This is a genomic window from Algoriphagus confluentis, assembly GCF_036245625.1.
In the GTDB taxonomy this organism is placed as follows: domain Bacteria; phylum Bacteroidota; class Bacteroidia; order Cytophagales; family Cyclobacteriaceae; genus Algoriphagus; species Algoriphagus confluentis.
Genome location: NZ_BTPD01000007.1, coordinates 72,269 through 89,985, shown reverse-complemented (window position 1 = coordinate 89,985; position 17,717 = coordinate 72,269). Strand labels below are relative to the sequence as shown.

Genomic DNA, 17,717 nt, shown 5'->3' with positions numbered 1-17,717 from the left:
CTCAAATTAGGGCGTCTTTTTTTCATTCTGGCAAAAAAGCGGATTGGCAAGTTCTAAAAAAAACCGATCTGAACTCAGATCGGCTTTTGTTGGTGAAAAACCTTGATGCCATTTTAAAACTCATATTTGAAAGTGAGTCCGACAGTAGCCGGATCACCTAATACTGCTGCGTAATGTCCGGCATTTCCCGAGGCAGGAAGCAGCTGCTCAAAGTAATCGGTATTCAACAGGTTTCTAGCCCAAATAAAGGTGGAAAATCCTTCTTTGGCCCGGAAACCCAACCGAGCGTTGACCAGGGCGTACCCCTCTACATGGAGAAAACGGGACGGAGAGGGACTGGAGGAAAACGAGGAACGAAAGAACACATCCGATCCGGTGAAAAAACTTCCTGAAGCCTTGAAAAACTTAGCTGGAATGGAATATTCTCCTCCAAATGACCCTGCCCATTTGGATACTCCGGGAAGTCTGCCTCCGGAAATATCCTTGAAAGCAGACTCTCCCCCAGTCTCTTCCAAGGGAACGGGGGCATTGGGAAAAGAAACATAAATCGCATCCGTGTAGGCCAATGCACCAGTCAGAGAAAATCGGGAATTGAGTCGCAGGCTTCCGTCTACTTCCAATCCCATCACACGGACCTCTTCGGCATTTGCCAAATACCCTCGATTGACACCCACCTCGGCTGTTTGAACCAGGGTTTGATAGTTCTCTATAGTAGTCTGATGCAGTACCAGATTGAAGGTTGACCCTTTAGCAGGACTGGTTTTAACCCCAAGCTCATAGTGAACCACATATTCTGGCAGGACCTCAGCCAATTCCAACAATGGCTGACCAGCGATTGAAGGTAAGCCTCCTAAATTGATCCCAACAGGCTTATAACTCGTCGAAAAGGTCCCGAAAGCATTTATCTTTTCACTAAACTGGTAGGAAATGGTGGCTTGACCTGACCAGTTCTGATCGGTTACATTGGCCTGAAAGCCTTGGGATGAATAAACCGATCGCTTGATCGCCAAAAGTGCTGGATCGTCCGTTTCCAAGCCTCCATAGGCTACTCGGTCGTAATCCACCTCTTTTTGGTCGTAATTGAATCGGATACCTGGCAAAACGTGGAGCTTCTCTGTAATTGCCCAATCCAACTGACCAAACACAGCTGCCGAGGTAGAACGCAGCAAGGAAGTAGTCCGGATGCCATATCCTTCCAAAAGCCCCGGAGTAGCCCATAAGGGACTGGTGGTGTTTTGGGCAAACCGATATTGGGCTGCTCCTGATTCCTCGGTATGGTATGGGGAAGTTTCAAGATTTTGACTTAGGAAAAATACCCCAAATACCCCGCTGAGTTTTTTGGAAAAATCCCCCGCATATCGGATTTCCTGAGAATATTGGTCATGTCGGGAAGGAGCTTGAGAAAGTGTCAATACTGGCAGACCGGTAAAATCCCGGTCGTTGGAAGGTCCCCAGTTCCAGAATCTCCAAGCTGTAGTAGAGGTCAAAGTCCCTTCTCCAAGTTGAAAATCTGCATTCAGGGAAATTCCTCCTAAATCATTATTGGACCTCCATGGAGTATCGTGATCGATAATTCGGTCAAAAGGATTTCGGGTAGGGAGGTCATAATTCAGGTCAGCGATGATTTGCTCAAACCTCCGATATGGGTCGCGCTGGGTTTCTACGACTCCTGCGACTACTTGGGCGTAGCCCATGGGTCGCTGAAAACTGGCATCCCCAGCCAAAACAATTTCCACTTTACTGGAAGGGTTGAAGAGGAGTTGCCCCCTGAATCCCAAGTTGTTCAGATCATTGATCGATTGACCGGTTCGGATATTTTCAAGAGTTCCGTTTCTTTGAGTACCGGAGAAAGATAATCTTGCTGCAAGGGACTTGGACAGAGGGCCTGTGACCGAGGCCCTCGCCTGGACAAACCCAAAATTACCATAACTCAATTCCAAAGTTCCACCGGGAGTATAACTCGGAAGCCGCGTTGAAATATTAAAAGCCCCTGCAGTGGTATTTTTTCCGAAAAGCGTCCCCTGAGGTCCCCTGAGCACCTCAATCTGCTCAATGTCGAGAAAATCCAAGGAGGTCGCCGCAGGCCTGGCAAAATAAACCCCGTCTACATAAAACCCGACCCCAGGGTCTATCCCGTCATTGGTCAGACCAAACGTAGATCCTAGTCCCCGGATATTCAATGTCGTGTTTCTTGGGTTGGAAGAATAAAGCTGCACGGTAGGAATCAGTTCTTTCACCCGATTGACATTAAATGATCCGGTTTCTTCAATCCTGGGTCCTCCAACCACAGAAATGGGGATGGGTACCTTTTGTACTTCTTCCGATCGTCTCCTGGCTGTAATCAGCACTTCTGCCAATTCCGAATCCTCTTCAAGAATAATCTCCAGACGAGAAGTAGGTGCGGCAGAGAGAACCACTATCGATTCTTGGTAGGTGACAAAATTGATCTGAAGGGTCAATGGAAAAGTTCCCGAAGTCTTAAGTAGGAATTTACCCTCAGAATCCGTTATTCCATACGACTTGGTTTCTCTCACCAACACCGTGGCGCCCTCCAATACCTGACCGGATGGATCTTTAACTATGCCTTCAATCACTTGCTGAGCCAAAGCAGCCTGAGCAAGTAGAAGCAATCCAAACAACAATGTAAATCGTGCTTTCATGTAATAGCAATAAAATTTCCTATATAACCTATATTTCCTACCATTTTGGTAGGATTAAGGCAAAAGTAAATCGAAAAACCAATCCAAAAAGAAAAACTTGAAGTTTTTTTTCAAGACATGCCCCATCTAGGCGATTCCCTGCTTCCAAAAAGTTTATCCTAGCTGTGAATTTTGTATTTTGGCACATCACTGCTGTTTCCTTATGCTATCCAAAAGAGCCAAATACGCTATAAAAACTATCCTTTTTCTACAAGACAATCCTGATGCAGTCCCCGTATCTGCCAAGCACATTGCCAATCAGGAAAATATCCCCTATAAATTTTTGGAAAACATCCTCAGAGACCTAAAAACGCATCAGCTTATCAAAAGCAGCCGGGGTTCGGACGGTGGCTATTCCTTGGCCAAGCCCCCTTCGGAAATCAGCATTGCACAGATTATGCGGGCAATGGATGGCCCCATCGCATTGATTCCCTGTATTTCGGAACGATTCTACGAATCTTGCGGAGAATGTGACAACGAAGAAACCTGCAGGATTCGTAAACTTTTTGCAGAGGTCAGGTCAGAGATGCTTCCGATTCTTGAGCGTCCAATTACCTCTATGAAGGACTCCATCTCTGACCCATTCTCAAAATAAACTTTTCAGGAAGGGCTATCACTCATTCTTAATGCTTTTCACAGGATTGGCCCAGGCGGCTTTGATCGTCTGAGAGACCACTGTGGCTGCAGCAATCACCCCTGCACCCAATCCCGCCCAAAGAAACACCGTCCAATGTACGCCAATGCTGTAAGCAAAATCTTCCAGCCAGCTGTTCATTCCAAACCAGGAAATAGGAATGGCAATCAAAAAGCCAATTCCCACCAGTTTCAAAAAGTCTTTTCCAAGAAGCAAGAGAATATTTCCTGTCTCTGCTCCCATCACTTTTCGGATGCCGATTTCCCGGGTTCTCTGCTCGGTAGCGAAGGTCACCAATCCCAAAAGTCCCAAAATGGAAATCAATACCGCCAAAGCAGAAAAGAAGGTGAAAATGGTTTTCACGCGATCCTCGGCCTCGTATTGGCGATTGAAGCCCTCATCTACAAAAGTCGGCTCAAACGGAAAATCAGGTCTCAACTGAGCCCATTCTGCCTCCAAGTACGCTAGAATCTGCTCCCTTTGATCGGATTGAATCTTGAAGCTGACCGGATTTTTGCGGTCCGTAGCAATCAAAAAAACAATTGGAACGATCGGCTGATGCAAGCTTTCAAAGTGGAAATCCTGCATCACTCCGGTCACAAAGCCCCGTTGTCCACCGTAAAGAAACTGCTTACCGACGGCTTCTTCCGGACTGGACCAGCCGATTTCACGAACGGCTGTTTCATTAAGGATAAATGCTTCCGTCGAATCACTCGCCAAATCGTAATTAAAGTTTCTTCCAGCAACCGTGTTAATGCCGTACGTGTCAAGGAAATTGTGCGCCACATGAATGTCTGCAATCCGGATATTCAACTGGCTCATTTCACCATTGACTTCGGCAGTTGCTCCTTGCGAATCCAGCAATCTTCCGGAGGGCACACGGCTGGAAATAGTCACAGACTGAATTCCGGGATGATTTTCCCAGCGGTCCTTGAGAAGGAGGTAATTATTTTGAATCTCAGCATTGGAGGGCAGGTAGACCACATCTTCTTTTTCAAAACCCAAATCCTTGCCCACCATAAAGTTTAACTGCCCTACGACCACCAAAACGGCAACGATCAATACCACGGATATCGCAAACTGACCTACCACCAAGACGGACCGAAAACGCTCATGGATTTTACCTGCCTTGAAGGCTCCTTTGAGTACTCTGGCAGGCATAAAGCCCGATAAAAACAAAGCGGGATAGCTTCCTGAAATCAAGCCCACAAAGACCATGATTCCCAAAACACCCAATAGATAGAGCGGATTTTGGAAAAAATTCAAGCTTAAAGGCCGCTCAGAGAAGTCTGCAAAGCTGGGCAAAAACAAAAACACTAAGATCAAAGCCAACATCATAGCCATGGCAGTCATAACGAAAGATTCCCCCAAAAACTGACGGACCAACAGCCCCCGATCCGCACCCATGACTTTGCGAAGCCCCACTTCCATAGATCGCAAGGAGGAGCGAGCAGTGGAGAGGTTCATGAAATTGATACAGGCAATGAGCAGGATAAAAAAGGCCACAGCCAAATAGATGTACACATAATCTATGTTTCCATTGGCCTCAATCTCCGAATCCAGATTGCTGTACAAGTGGATGTCCTGAATAGGCCAAAGGAATAATTGCGTCCCCTTGGACATAGGAATTCCAGCCTGAGTTTCCCCCATGTGCCGATCGATCAGGCTGGGAAGTTTGGCTTCAAAGTCTTTGTAACTGAGTCCTTCCCGAAGCTTGATGTAGGTGGAGAAATTATTCGAGCCATAGTTGGACATAAATGCCTCCAACCCTCCATAAAATTGAACAACCGGTACCATAGAGGCCAAGAAGTCCACCTGGAAATGCGAGTTTTCCGGAATGTCCTTCATTACCCCACGAACCTGAAAAGTTACTTCCTGCCCATTCAGCAGGGCGATCAGTTCTTTTCCTACCGCAGGGGTATCCCCAAAATATCGCTTGGCGGTGGATTCGGTCAGCACCAAGCCATCCGCTTGGTCCAAGGCTGTCTTCCCCTCTCCTGCCACTACTTCCCAACCAAAGACATCAAAAGCCTCCTGGTCAGCAAAGAAAAACCGTTCCTCTTCGAAGGCATCTCCCCCGGACTTGATCAATGGATCAAAGTTGAAAAGCCGGGCTGAAACCTCCACGTCTTCCGGAAAATCCGATTGGATCAAAGGACCAAAGGGAGGGGCCGTATGTCCCAAATGAAGACTGATTTGCCCGTCAGGATTAAACCAAGCTCGGGATACCCGGTACAGACGATCCCCATCCGGATGGTAGTTGTCGTAGCTCAGTTCAAACTGAACATAGAGTAAAATAATGATACTCACGGCCATCCCGATGGCCAGACCAACCAAGTTGATCAGCACATACATGGGATGCTTTTTGGCATTTCGGAAGACGATCTTGAAGTAGTTTTTAAACATGTCTTTTCTTGTTTAGGAAGAAAAAATGCCGATAAAGCAGCACTCTACCGGCATTTTATTCATTATAGGGCTGGGTGGTTATTATTTCTTGATCACACGGGATGAACCGGACACTCCGATGCTTTGCTTCTCCGGGTTTCCTCGGTAGTATACATTGCCGGAGCCGGAAGACCCCACGATTAAGGAATCATTGACTCCAATGGAGGTATTTCCAGAACCGGACTTTCCAATGTCTACCACATCGGCAGTAAAGTCCAACGCATCCAAGTCTCCGGAACCAGACTGTCCCACAGAAGCTTTTTCTGCAGAGCCTCCCTGAATTTCAATTCTTCCGGATCCGCTCATTCCAATGTTGATTTTTCCCACATTCAAGTTTTTGGCTAGGATATTTCCGGAACCTGAAAGACCCATGTTGAATGAATCAGAACCAAAGTCAGATTCCAGATACATATTTCCAGAGCCGCCATTTCCGACTGAGGTCAATTCCCGGACCGTCACGTAAACGGTCAAATCCACATTTCTCCAGTTTCCTTTTTCCAATCGGATTTTCAATTGCCCATTTTCAACCTTGGTAATGACTTTACTCAGATCAAAGGACCTGGATTCCAGGCGGACCTCATCGGAAGAGCCTTCTGTGATGTAAATATCCCAACTGCCTGAGTTTTCCACTTGAGTAAAGGGACCCGGAGTTCTGGTTTCCGAATTTTGAGCCAGAGTGAGCACACTTCCCATAAGGAAGAGGATTAGAGAGAGGAAAGTTTTTTGAAGATTCATAGTTTTTAAGAAGTTGGGTTGGTTTAGTGATAATTTATTTTTCAGGAATTATGCCAAGGCAGATTTTGTCTTTAGCTGCTTTAACGCCACTTTTTTTAAAATCTCTTGTCCGTTGCCAACACTTTTTGCCCGTGAGCGGACGATTTGACTTGACTTAGATTTTAAGGAAAAATTGAGGTCATTCATTCTTCAAATAATCCACCGGATTGGAAGCAGCCGTTTTGAAACTCTGGTAACTGACGGTAAGCCATGCGATGAAAATAGAAATCAAGCCTGCTCCTAAGATCATCCACCAGCCGATCTCAGTCCGATAGGCAAAGTTTTGCAGCCAGTATTTTTCCAGAAAATAATAGCTGATCGGTCCTCCGAGTACAAAAGCAATCAAGACCAATAGCGTAAAATCCTTGCTCAATATCGTCACCAGATTGAGCATGGAGGCTCCAAGAGTTTTGCGGATGCTGATCTCCTTGGATCGCTGCTCTGTGGTGTATGCTGCCAGTCCAAACAAGCCCAAACAGGCGATTCCAATCGCCAAAACTGTGAAGATGAGGATGATATTGCCCATCTTTTGCTCCTTTTGAAAGAGCAGATTAAAATCAGCATCCAGAAAGGAGTACTCGAACGGAGCACCAGCGGCATGCTTCTTCCAAATATCTTCCAACAGCTCGATCTGATCTGCATAATTGCCGGGACTCAAGCGGATGGCCATTTCATTGAAATCATTCCTGCTTCCCAGCATCATCACCAAGGGGCGGACATTTTGCCTTAAGCTCTCGTAATTGTAATCTTCCAGTACGCCAACCACTTTTCTGTAAGTGATCGATCCATCCTCACTCCAAAACCCTCCGATCTCCTGTGTACCATCCAATTCTGTCCAACCCATTTGAGCCATGGCAGCCTGATTGATTAGGATTGAGCCCGTGTCTGCGGTGATTTCTCTGGAGAAAAAACGACCTGAAGCCAACTTGAGCCCCAATGTCTCCAAGTGATCTTCGTCCACCACATTGATATTGCACAGGATATCCTGCTGCTTGTCTTTGGTTCTCATCACAGAATTCCAGTCCAGCTTAGGAGGTAGGCTATTGGCAAAACTCGCCTCCAAAAAGCCGGATTGATTGAGTAAATCCTGCTTGAAAGCCTCCTGATTAGTTCCCAAAGCTCGAACATGTAGAAGTGAAAGCACATTTTCCTTGTCAAAACCCAAGTTTTTGGCTTGCATAAATCCCAGCTGCTTATAGACTACCATGCTGGAAATGATCAAAATCGTGGAAATGAAAAACTGAAAAACCACCAATCCGCTTCTTAACCCAGAGCGCTTGACACCGCTTCTCAATTTCCCTTTTAATACGGTAACAGGAGAAAAAGAGGTCAGGTAAAATGCTGGATAGGAGCCTGCAATCAAGCCTACCACCAAAAGGGACAAAATAAAGGCCAGCAAGAATTGAGGCTGGATCAAAAATCCAAAGCCCAGCTCTTTTCCTGCCAAGGCATTGAAAGGTTTTAGCAAAACCAGGATGATGGCCAAAGCCAAGACTCCGGCAAAAAAGCAGTACAAGAATGATTCAGCCAGGAATTGACCGACCAATCGTCCTTTGTTTGCCCCGATGGATTTTCGGACACCGACTTCTTTGGCCCGGTTGGCGGAGCGGGCTGTGGCCAGGTTCATGAAGTTGATACAGGCAATCAATAGGATGAAAATGGCAATAGCCGTAAAAAGAATCAGATACTGCTCATTGCCTGGAGCCTTGATTTCGTCGTTGGTGGCAGACTTGAGGTAGATATCCTGAAGCGCCATGGTTTGGATTCCATAATCATTGCCCTGTTCCTGGAAAGTTTTCAGAGGGATTCCCAAAAAAGCCAATATCTCCTCACCCACGTACTTTTCGACAAAGCCATTGATGGCTTGCTGGATTTGCATGGGGTCAGTGCCTTCGGCTAAACGGTAATAGGTGTAGAGGTTGTTGCTGGTCCAGTTTTCCTGTTCGAAATACCAGAAGTTTTCACCTGAAATCACTGCATCAAAAGCCAGATGAGAATTGACAGGAAAGTCAGCCACCACTCCGGTCACTTCCAGTGGTTTATTTTCCGAGCCGCTGAAAATGGATTTCCCAAGAGGATCTTCCGTACCAAAATATTTTTCGGCCACGCTTTGGGTGAGTACTACCCTATCTGGACCAACCAAAGCGGTTTTTGGATCTCCCTTGAGCATTTCCAAACCAAAGAAATCGATGAAATTGGGGTCGGCAGCCAAGACGATGGGCTCTGTAAAAGCTTTTTCCTCTAAGCGGAAAGGAAAGGTGCGCATCAAGCCAAAACGTACAGCATCCTCCACCTGAGGAAGTTCATTGAGCATCGTGGGGGCCAGAGGGGTAGCTGAGGTGGAGGAGGTAAACTCGTTTCCGTTCATTTTCCCGCTGACATTGGCGCGATAGATCCGGTGCCCATTGGGGATGAACTGGTCATAGCTGAGTTCATCCAGAACAAAAAGAGCGATCATAATACTGGCTGCCATACCCAGACCCAGTCCGATGATGTTGATGGCGGAGTAGATTTTGTTGCGTTTTAAATTACGCAAAGCGACTGTGAAGTAATTTTTCCACATGGTTGAGGTTGGTTTAGTGGTTGGGAAAAATGAGTTGGTTTAGTTTTCTACTTGGGAGATGCAGCTTTTGAGTTAAAGGTTGCAAAAAGAGTTCATGAAATATTCCAAAAAGAAAAAGGCCTTTTTGATCCTCAAAAAGGCCTTTTTTAGATAAAAAGTGTTCGCACAGTGTCCAATTCGTCCGCTCTCGGGCAAACTCATTCATTTCGAATGGACTCCACAGGATTGGACCAGGCGGCTTTTAAAGCCTGAAATCCCACAGTCAATAAGGCAATTCCCATGGAACCCAATCCAGCCCAGACAAATGTCAACCAAGACAGTCCTGCTCGGTATGGAAAATCCGCTTGCCAGCTTTGCATCACATACCAAGCAAGTGGGACAGCAAAAACAATCGCTATCCCTACCAAAATCAGAAAGTCCTTGCTGATCAGATTGAGAAGGCTTTGGGTACTTGCCCCAAGTACTTTTCGAATCCCGATCTCTTTCGTTCGCTGCTGCACAGCGTAAGCCGAAAGTCCAAAAAGACCCAAGCAGGAAATTAAAATAGCCAAAGCTCCCGCTACGCTGAAGGCCTGACTGAGCTGCAGCTCCTGCTGGTATTGCCGTCCATATATTTCATCCAAAAAGGAATAGGTAAAGGGATTGCCCGGAAATACTTCTTTGTAGATTTTTTCAATTTCTCCGATTTGGGCCGCCATATTGGCGTTGTCCAGAATCAACGTGAAATAACCGGAAGCTTCAGCAGCCAATAGAATCATTGGGCTGATTTCTTCCCGTAATGACATGTGATGGTAATCCGCTATCACGCCCACTACCTCAAAAGGCTCTCCCCATAAAATGGATTGCCCCACGGCTGCTTCCGGACTTTCGAAACCCAACTGCCTAGCTGCCTTGGCATTGAGCATGACTTTTCTAAGGTTGTTCCAATTGGCCTCCGCTTCTCCCCGATTGAAGCTCCTTCCCGCTAATACTTCAATACCATAAGTTGGGATAAATTGATCATCGATGATAAACATGGAGTAGTTGTAATCCTTGTCCTCCGGTCTGGGAACAGAAGGAGTAATTCCTGCAGCCGAAAAATTATAGCTGTAACCCGGTAGGGAATTGGATCCGGCCAAACCCTGAACGAAACTTTGGGCGAGAAGCCGTTGACGGAAAGCGTCCATTTTCCCTGCTTTATCTCCTTGGAAGTCTTCTGGACCTTCCACAATTACGCGCTGCGTCAGTTCCATTCCGAGAGGCTGACTTTGCATATAGCTCAATTGGTCACGAATCACCAACGTGCACAAAATAATCCCGATGGAAATCACAAACTGGAAGACCACCAAAGCCTTTCTACCCCATTGCCGATCTTTTGAAGAAAAACGTAACCTAGAATTTCTCTCAAATTGACCAGAAAGAATAACCACATACCCACCGGAAAACGCTGCAGCAGCGAGTGTAATCATGGCCAGCATTCCGATAGCCCAAGGTTGGCCCCAGAGATTTTCTGCAATAGGTTTCCCTAGCAATTCGCTGGCTAAGGGACTCAATAGCTGAAACAGAACCAATGCGAATCCTAGTGAAGTACCAACCAATAAAAGGGTCTCGACCATAAACTGCTGGGCAAGCTGCCAGGAAAATGCCCCCATGACCTTTCTCATCCGGATTTCTTTGATTCGAGTTAAGAGATTAGCCGATGAAAGATTCAGGTAATTGACAAAAGCGATCAGAAGAATCAAAACTGCCATAGCTAGAAAAACCAAAACACTTCCCATGGAGCTGGTTTTGGGCATGGGGTCTGAAATTCCCGATCCCAAATGAATTTCCTCCAAAGGCTGAAGGAAAATCTGATCCTCCTTCGCATTGGGGTTTTGACGGATAAAATCAGTCATCTGCGCTGCCAAGCTTTCAGGAGATTCTCCTTCTTTGATTAGCAAAAACATATTCACAAAACCAGACTCCAATCCATTGGGATCAGCCCAGCCATTGCCCTTTCGGTAGTCGGGTCGCTCAAGCGTATGGATGGAAAGAAAAATATCCCCCACCAAATCCGATGGGGCCGGGATCTCATCCAGAACCCCGGTAATGATAAAATCGGCTTTGCCAAACTGATTGCTGAGGGAAATAGCTTTGCCCAAGGCATCTGAAGTTCCAAAGTATTTTTCTGCCAAAGTTTTGGTCAAAACAGCAGTAAAAGGTTTTTCCAAATCACCCGTGCCCCGAACCAATCCAAATGAAAATGTATTGAAGAAATCTCCTTCCACAAAACCTACTGCACTTTCCTTAAACGCCAAATCAGTACCCGGAATAGCTACCAAGCCTCCTCCAATGTATCCTGCAAATCGATCAGCTGCTTCCACTTGAGCGAAATTGCTCTCAATTACTCCCGCATATCCCGGAGCAAGGTAAGTTTCATATTCCCCACTTCCTTCCTGGACTACCAATCGATAAATGCGATCCTTTTTAGCATGAAAATCATTGTAGGAAAATTCGCTGACCACGAAAGCCTGCAAAATCAAAAAACAGAAAAGGCCTAAGACAAGACCCAAAATATTGACAAAGGAGAAAAGTCTTCTTTTGAGGAGATTTCGAAAGGCTATTTTGAAATAATTCTTGAGCATAGGTTAGAGAAGCTAAGGATATGATCAGATAGACCAGTTTTTGTGCCATCAAAAAACTCCCCAAAAACCTGAATTTCAGTCTTTTTTAGGGAGTCAATTCTAAAACAGCGAACAAAAACGCCCGATTTCGACCAGAATTTATTCCGTCTTAATGGCCTGAACGGGATTACTTCTTACAGCCCGAATGGATTGAAGGCTGACCGTAATCAGCGCGATTCCCAGAATCAGAGCCCCAGCCAGTGGGATAAACCACCATTCAAAATCAATCCGATAAGCATAGCCCTCCAGCCAATCCTTCATAAACCAATAGGCCAATGCCGATCCGATCAAAATCGAAACCATGACCACCAGGATAAACTCTCTGTTGATCAACTGCAAAATATGGAACGTGGAAGCCCCTAATACCTTTCGGATGCCGATCTCCTTGGTCTTTTGCTCAGCAACGTGGGCTGAAAGGCCCAACAATCCCAGGCAGGAAATCAGAATAGTCAGGATGCTGAAATACTGAGCCAAATCTCTCAAGCGTACATCGTCCTGATACATCCGGGCGTAATTTTCATCCATAAACTGATAGGAAAATGGAAATACTGGATTCAACTCCTCAGCTAGGGATTGTATCGAGGCCAGAGTTTCCTCCATTTCACCTGCTTTAATGCGGATGAACGCATTGGAGGCATAGCTTGGGTCCAGAATAATAAAAGCGGGCTCCATGACCTGATGAAAACTCTGGAAGTGGAAATTTTCCACTACCCCACTTACCTGCCTGGTTTCCCCATTGATGGTGAGCATCCTGTTTTCCGGATTATTTTGGGTAATCAGCTCAAATGCTTTTCTATTGAGAATGACCGATTGGGTAGAATCTGACCCCTTTTCTCTGGAAAAGTCCTCCCCATCAATCAGCTTCATTCCCATCGTACTCAAGAAGTCATAATCCACCAAAATCCGCTCAAAAAGCGCGGTAAAATCCGGGTCTTTTCCTTCCCATTCTACCCCGCCGGTATTTGAACTTCTACCCATCAAGGAATGAGTGGTCCGGGTGACGGATTCGATATTGGGGTTATTTTCCAATTGGGTTTTGAAGATCTCATACTTTCCGAAAAGTTCTCCCTCCAAAGGCACTAGGACTAGCTGATCCTTTTCATAACCGATACTTTGCTTTAGCGCATAATTGATCTGCTGAAAAACCACCACCGTGGATACAATGAGTGCGGTTGCCAAAATAAACTGAAAGAGAACCAGCCCTTTTCGTGCCCAAACTACCCGCTTGCTTCCTTGAATATGATTTTTGAAAACGGACACCACCTTGGTAGCAGAAAGGTAAAAGGCCGGGTAACTCCCCGAAACCAATCCTGTAACCAAAAGAATTGCCCCAAATTGAACCCAGAATAGACCTTCGCCTAATGGTAAATGCATGTCTTTTCCGGTAAGGATATTGAAGATCGGAAGAGTAATCTGAACCAAAAGCAAAGCCAGAATTCCTGAAAAAAAAGTAATTAGGATAGATTCACTAAGGAACTGGTACACCAAGGAGGCTTTGTCCGCCCCGGAGACTTTTCTGACACCCACTTCTTTCGCACGTTTTTGGGATTTGGCAGTGGACAGATTCATGAAATTGATGCAGGCAATCAGCAGGATGAACACTCCGATCATCGCAAACAGCTTTACGGTTTTGATTCTGCCTTCTTGAAGCTTGCCGTCTTTCCAGGAACCATGGAGGTAAAGATCCGATTGGGGATAGGCGAAAAGCTTGACGTTGCTGCCTTCGTTGCGTTCGGCGATGAAGTTTTCGATGGAATTGGAGAATTTTTCACCATCTGTACCGGCACGCAATTTCAAAATGGTACTTGGACCATTATTTCCCCAATAGGTAAGCCATTCATTGTAGGGCTTATCAAACATGACCTGATAAGGCAGGATATACTCAAATCTTGAACTCGCCTTATTGCCCAAGCTTTGCAATACTCCCTGTACCACATAGAGTTCCTCCCCTTCATTGCTCACCAGCTGTACGGATTCTCCGATAGCATCAGAAGTACCAAAAAGCTTGACAGCAGCCTCTTCCGTCAGTACAATGTGGGACTTATCCGTCAGTGCCAGCTGTTTGTTTCCATGGAGAAAAGGATACTGCATGATGTGGAGGTAGTCCTTTCCGGCAAAAAACCCGGTGAGTTTGACCCGATTTTCCCCATTGACAAAGAGATGCTCCTCATTCCAAGAGTAAGTGGCTGCCTTTTCCACTTCGGCAAGATTTTCCTTCATCGCTTCCGCCAAAATCCCCGGAGTGGATGTAGTGGTGAAGACGTCAGCACCATAAGACTGATGCTCCATGACCCGATAGACCTGATCGGATTCGGCAAGTCCTTTTTCCACTTCATATTCACTCTTGATCCACAAGCCGATCAGAATAGCCGCCCAAAGACCAAGGGAAAGTCCGAGGGTATTGATGAAGAAGGTAAGCTTGTGCTTTGCAAAGCCGCGCAAAGCGATTTTTAGGTAGTTGGATAGCATGGGAGTTAGGACGATTGGGGGTATGGGAGTTGGGAAGTATGGGAGTCGGGAAGTTTGTTGAACAGAATTTGGGAGAGATGTTTTAAAATACTTCTCTTTTCAATAATTTGATTTTCAATCTTTTAACCTCATTTAACCCAGTCAATCATGGAAACTTTCAAATTTGAAAAACTAAGAATCTGGCACACAGCGATGGATTTTGGGGAGTTGATTTTTGATACCTCAGGCCAATTTCCGATCGAGGAGAAATACAATTTGATCTCCCAAATTCGCAGAGCAGCTGATTCCATAGCTCTAAATATCGCCGAAGGTTCCACAGGCCAATCGAACAAGGAATTCCGAAAATTCATCGGCTATTCGTTACGATCATTAGCTGAGGTGGTCACCTGTTTGTACAAGACAAGAAGAAGGAAGTATCTATCTGAAGCTGATTTTTCCAACTTTTATACTCAAGCCTATGCTTTGATGAACAGTATGGGGGCTTTTCGGGCTACTTTGAAAACCAAAAAGCCAACTGATCGCGGAAGTGCAAACTCAGAAGGAAAATGACCTCCTGACTTCCTTACTCCCATTCTTCCCTGCATCAAACATGAAACTGCTCCCGGATATTCTCCGTCACCACTTTTCCGTCAAAGAGATTGATGACCCGGTGAGCATAGTTGGCATCATGAGGAGAGTGAGTTACCATGACGATGGTAGTTCCCTCATTATTCAGTTCTTCCAAAAGACGCATCACTTCTTCACCATTTTTAGAGTCCAAGTTACCTGTCGGTTCATCGGCGAGGATTACGGAAGGCTTGGCAACAATCGCCCGGGCAATGGCCACACGCTGCTGCTGACCACCGGAAAGCTGCTGAGGGAAGTGATTCCTTCTGTGCATGATATTCATTCGGGTCAAGACCTCTTCCACCCTTTTCTTTCGCTCATCGGCGGGGGTTTTGAGGTAAAGGAGCGGCAATTCGACGTTTTCGAACACAGTCAGCTCATCGATCAGATTAAAGCTTTGGAACACAAAGCCGATATTGCCTTTTCTCAAAGATGATCGCTGACGCTCGGAAAACTTGGCTACTTCCTGATCGAGGAAATGATACTCGCCACTGTCCGGATTATCCAGAAGACCAATGATATTCAGTAAGGTGGATTTACCGCATCCGGAAGGTCCCATGATAGCGACAAATTCCCCCTTTTTGATTTCGATTTGGATTCCATCCAATGCAGTAGTTTCTACTTCCTCCGTGGTGTAGAGTTTACGGAGATTGACGGTTTTGATTACGTTTTCCATAGTAAGTTGTTTGAAGACGGGAGACGGAAGACAGAAGTCTCTTGACCCATCGTTTATTTATTTTTTAGTGGTTAAGGTTTTTTCTTATTAAAGATTAAAGGGCTTGAGTTTATAGATGTACAAATTGTTCGATAGGTTGCATGATTTGAATTTAAAATGGTAGGTTATTTCCTAATTAATTTTGTTTTTAAAGCCTATAGTCATATTCATCAAATCTTGAAAGTCCTTATACAATTTTTCAAACTCTTCATTCGATAAATAAGCTCTTCTCTTGGCCTTATGAAGGCAGGTTACTACCTCAGCAATTGATCTAATAGCATAGCCCAAAAACCTATGCTGCTCAGGATTGGATTGGATTATTGAACCCTCGGCAATATTTAAGGCAATAGAATCTACAGCTCTATTGATTTGGCTTGTGAGGTTATATTGCTCCTCTTTTGGAAACCTTTTAGATAATTTTTGGATGTCTTCAGCCAGATCCATAGCCTTTTGCCAAATCAAAAGTTTTTCAAATTTGAATCCCATCGAATTATTAATTTGATTTTGAATTCCTAAGTATTGGTCGAAAAAGCCTTAACGCTAAAACTTTTCCAATTATCGGTTTATCACCCTTGATCTTTCCACTTCGGTCTTCCGTCTTCTGTCTTCCATCTTTCCTCACTTCAACTCCAACACCTCATTATCCCCAAAATTCTCGTATCCGCTGATGATGACTTTTTCACCTTCAACCAAGCCTTCCAGAACTTCATAGAATTCGGGATTCTTTCTTCCCAGTCGAATGTTTCTCTTTTCAGCATTTCCGGCTGCATTGAGGACAAAAACCCAGTTGCCTCCCGTGTCCTTGAAGAATCCACCGGTTGGCAAAAGCAGACTTTGTTCACTTTGGCCCAATTCCAATCGGATTCTTACGCTTTGTCCTCTTCGGATTCCTTCCGGTCTTTCTCCCGTGAAAATCATATCCACCTCAAATCTCCCATTGGTGATGGTAGGATAGATTTTGTTGATTTCGAGTTCGTATTCGCTTCCGCTTAGGGAAAACTTCCCTCTCAGTCCAGTGCTGATTCTGGGCAGGTAAAGCTCATCCACTGGCACTCTCACTTTGAATTCATCCAAAATATCGATTTGTCCATAGCGCTGACCGGGATTGATGGCCTGTCCGATCTCCAACTGCTGCGGAGTGGCTAATTGTCCGGCTATAGGCGCGGTAATGATCAGGTTGTCCAGGATGTTACCCACACCTGTCAATGAAGCTTGCATACGATTTTCGGACATCCTCAGCTGATTGAGCTGAATGGAGCGGGCGATGGAGTCGTTTCGGTAAGAGGCATAGGTCAATTTTCGGCGCTTGACGTTGTATTCGTACTGCTCCTTGACCTCTTCAAACTCCCGGTCGGAGACCAGCTTTTTTTCATGAAGCTCTTTGAATCGCTGATACTGAGGCTCAAGCAGGCTGATTTGGTAGTCGATTTCGGCCAATTGTCCCTGCTGATTGAGGTCGTTTTGATCCAGAAGAAGCCGGGTTTGACGAAGATTGTTGATTTGCTCGTAGAGCATAGTCTCCCGCTGCATCACATCGAGCTGCAGATTGGAGTTGTTCAGGATCAAAATGGTATCTCCTCTTTTGACAAGGGCGCCGGACTCTCGGATTACCCGATTGACCACCCCTCCTTCGATTGCATCGAGGAAGACGGTTCTTGCCGGCTCGATTTGTCCGGAGACTAAAATATAATCGGTGAATTCCCCTGTTCGTACCGTTCCGATACTCAGTCGGTCTTTCTCCACATTCATAGTAGAGCGGTGGTCGGCAAATCCAATCTGATAAATAATTCCCGCCAATAGAACCACGCCACCTAAAACGGCTGCAATTCTTCTGGGGGTCCACGTCTTTTTTTCCAGTTTTCTATCCATGTGTAATGTTGCCTATCATTGGCTGTACACCATTTGCCAATTGCTGTGCCATCCAAAAATGGCGGTTTCAGGCTGAAAAAGGACTTTTTTTCCATTGCCTTCCCCTCTGACTCGAACATTTTCGTCCGCCAGCGAACAAAACCCATTTCAGGACTTTTTTTTTTCAGTGAAAAAAACGAGAAGTACTGGCTTCGAAATCGGCCAAAATTGTTCGGAAATGGCACTTTTTGAAAAAAAACTTACGTAATTGATTTTCGGCAGACTTTTAGAATAGCTGAAGGAGACCAATAAATACTAAACA

At 45.4% G+C, this 17,717-nt stretch carries 11 protein-coding genes; 2 read left to right on the top strand and 9 right to left on the bottom strand.

Annotated elements, in window-relative coordinates; translation table 11 throughout:
- Positions 1-113: 113 nt before the first annotated feature.
- Complete coding sequence (locus AAA943_RS11735; RefSeq protein WP_338224444.1) at positions 114-2,660, bottom strand: TonB-dependent receptor; 2,547 nt, start codon at positions 2,658-2,660, stop codon at positions 114-116.
- Between the two features lie 202 nt (positions 2,661-2,862).
- Between AAA943_RS11735 and AAA943_RS11730 the strand changes: the two genes are divergently transcribed.
- On the top strand, positions 2,863-3,294 hold the full coding sequence (locus AAA943_RS11730) for an RrF2 family transcriptional regulator (RefSeq protein WP_338224443.1): 432 nt from the start codon (positions 2,863-2,865) through the stop codon (positions 3,292-3,294).
- 18 nt (positions 3,295-3,312) lie between these two features.
- On the opposite strand, the gene AAA943_RS11725 is transcribed toward AAA943_RS11730, so the two are convergent.
- From AAA943_RS11725 to AAA943_RS11705, 5 genes are all read right to left on the bottom strand, one after another.
- Complete coding sequence (locus tag AAA943_RS11725; RefSeq protein WP_338224442.1) at positions 3,313-5,739, bottom strand: ABC transporter permease; 2,427 nt, start codon at positions 5,737-5,739, stop codon at positions 3,313-3,315.
- A gap of 81 nt (positions 5,740-5,820) precedes the next feature.
- A complete protein-coding gene (locus tag AAA943_RS11720) occupies positions 5,821-6,513 on the bottom strand; it encodes a head GIN domain-containing protein (protein WP_338224441.1) in 693 nt (230 codons plus the stop codon).
- A 178-nt stretch (positions 6,514-6,691) separates the two neighbouring features.
- Complete coding sequence (locus tag AAA943_RS11715) at positions 6,692-9,115, bottom strand: ABC transporter permease (protein WP_338224440.1); 2,424 nt, start codon at positions 9,113-9,115, stop codon at positions 6,692-6,694.
- A gap of 197 nt (positions 9,116-9,312) precedes the next feature.
- The gene (locus AAA943_RS11710; protein WP_338224439.1) at positions 9,313-11,718 is read right to left on the bottom strand and encodes an ABC transporter permease; all 2,406 of its coding nucleotides are present in this window, start codon (positions 11,716-11,718) and stop codon (positions 9,313-9,315) included.
- 138 nt (positions 11,719-11,856) lie between these two features.
- Positions 11,857-14,226, bottom strand: coding sequence for an ABC transporter permease (locus AAA943_RS11705; protein ID WP_338224438.1), 2,370 nt, complete (start codon positions 14,224-14,226; stop codon positions 11,857-11,859).
- A 147-nt stretch (positions 14,227-14,373) separates the two neighbouring features.
- Here AAA943_RS11705 and AAA943_RS11700 point away from each other — a divergent pair, with 147 nt between their 5' ends.
- Positions 14,374-14,775, top strand: a complete 402-nt coding sequence (locus tag AAA943_RS11700) for a four helix bundle protein (protein ID WP_338224437.1) — start codon at positions 14,374-14,376, stop codon at positions 14,773-14,775.
- 34 nt (positions 14,776-14,809) lie between these two features.
- On the opposite strand, the gene AAA943_RS11695 is transcribed toward AAA943_RS11700, so the two are convergent.
- The 3 genes from AAA943_RS11695 to AAA943_RS11685 all read right to left on the bottom strand — a co-directional run bounded on the left by AAA943_RS11695 (position 14,810) and on the right by AAA943_RS11685 (position 17,416).
- Positions 14,810-15,508, bottom strand: coding sequence for an ABC transporter ATP-binding protein (locus AAA943_RS11695; protein WP_338219151.1), 699 nt, complete (start codon positions 15,506-15,508; stop codon positions 14,810-14,812).
- A gap of 171 nt (positions 15,509-15,679) precedes the next feature.
- Positions 15,680-16,033, bottom strand: a complete 354-nt coding sequence (locus AAA943_RS11690; protein WP_338224436.1) for a four helix bundle protein — start codon at positions 16,031-16,033, stop codon at positions 15,680-15,682.
- Between the two features lie 132 nt (positions 16,034-16,165).
- On the bottom strand, positions 16,166-17,416 hold the full coding sequence (locus AAA943_RS11685; protein WP_338224435.1) for an efflux RND transporter periplasmic adaptor subunit: 1,251 nt from the start codon (positions 17,414-17,416) through the stop codon (positions 16,166-16,168).
- Positions 17,417-17,717: the final 301 nt, after the last annotated feature.

What these genes read in the sequence shown, in the direction of transcription:
- AAA943_RS11715 (WP_338224440.1), bottom strand. Translation starts at nt 9,115, where the DNA reads ATGTGGAAAAATTACTTCACAGTCGCTTTGCGTAATTTAAAACGCAAC.
- AAA943_RS11730 (WP_338224443.1), top strand. Translation starts at nt 2,863, where the DNA reads ATGCTATCCAAAAGAGCCAAATACGCTATAAAAACTATCCTTTTTCTA.
- AAA943_RS11710 (WP_338224439.1), bottom strand. Translation starts at nt 11,718, where the DNA reads ATGCTCAAGAATTATTTCAAAATAGCCTTTCGAAATCTCCTCAAAAGA.
- AAA943_RS11705 (WP_338224438.1), bottom strand. Translation starts at nt 14,226, where the DNA reads ATGCTATCCAACTACCTAAAAATCGCTTTGCGCGGCTTTGCAAAGCAC.
- AAA943_RS11725 (WP_338224442.1), bottom strand. Translation starts at nt 5,739, where the DNA reads ATGTTTAAAAACTACTTCAAGATCGTCTTCCGAAATGCCAAAAAGCAT.
- AAA943_RS11685 (WP_338224435.1), bottom strand. Translation starts at nt 17,416, where the DNA reads ATGGATAGAAAACTGGAAAAAAAGACGTGGACCCCCAGAAGAATTGCA.
- AAA943_RS11735 (WP_338224444.1), bottom strand. Translation starts at nt 2,660, where the DNA reads ATGAAAGCACGATTTACATTGTTGTTTGGATTGCTTCTACTTGCTCAG.
- AAA943_RS11700 (WP_338224437.1), top strand. Translation starts at nt 14,374, where the DNA reads ATGGAAACTTTCAAATTTGAAAAACTAAGAATCTGGCACACAGCGATG.
- AAA943_RS11695 (WP_338219151.1), bottom strand. Translation starts at nt 15,508, where the DNA reads ATGGAAAACGTAATCAAAACCGTCAATCTCCGTAAACTCTACACCACG.
- AAA943_RS11690 (WP_338224436.1), bottom strand. Translation starts at nt 16,033, where the DNA reads ATGGGATTCAAATTTGAAAAACTTTTGATTTGGCAAAAGGCTATGGAT.
- AAA943_RS11720 (WP_338224441.1), bottom strand. Translation starts at nt 6,513, where the DNA reads ATGAATCTTCAAAAAACTTTCCTCTCTCTAATCCTCTTCCTTATGGGA.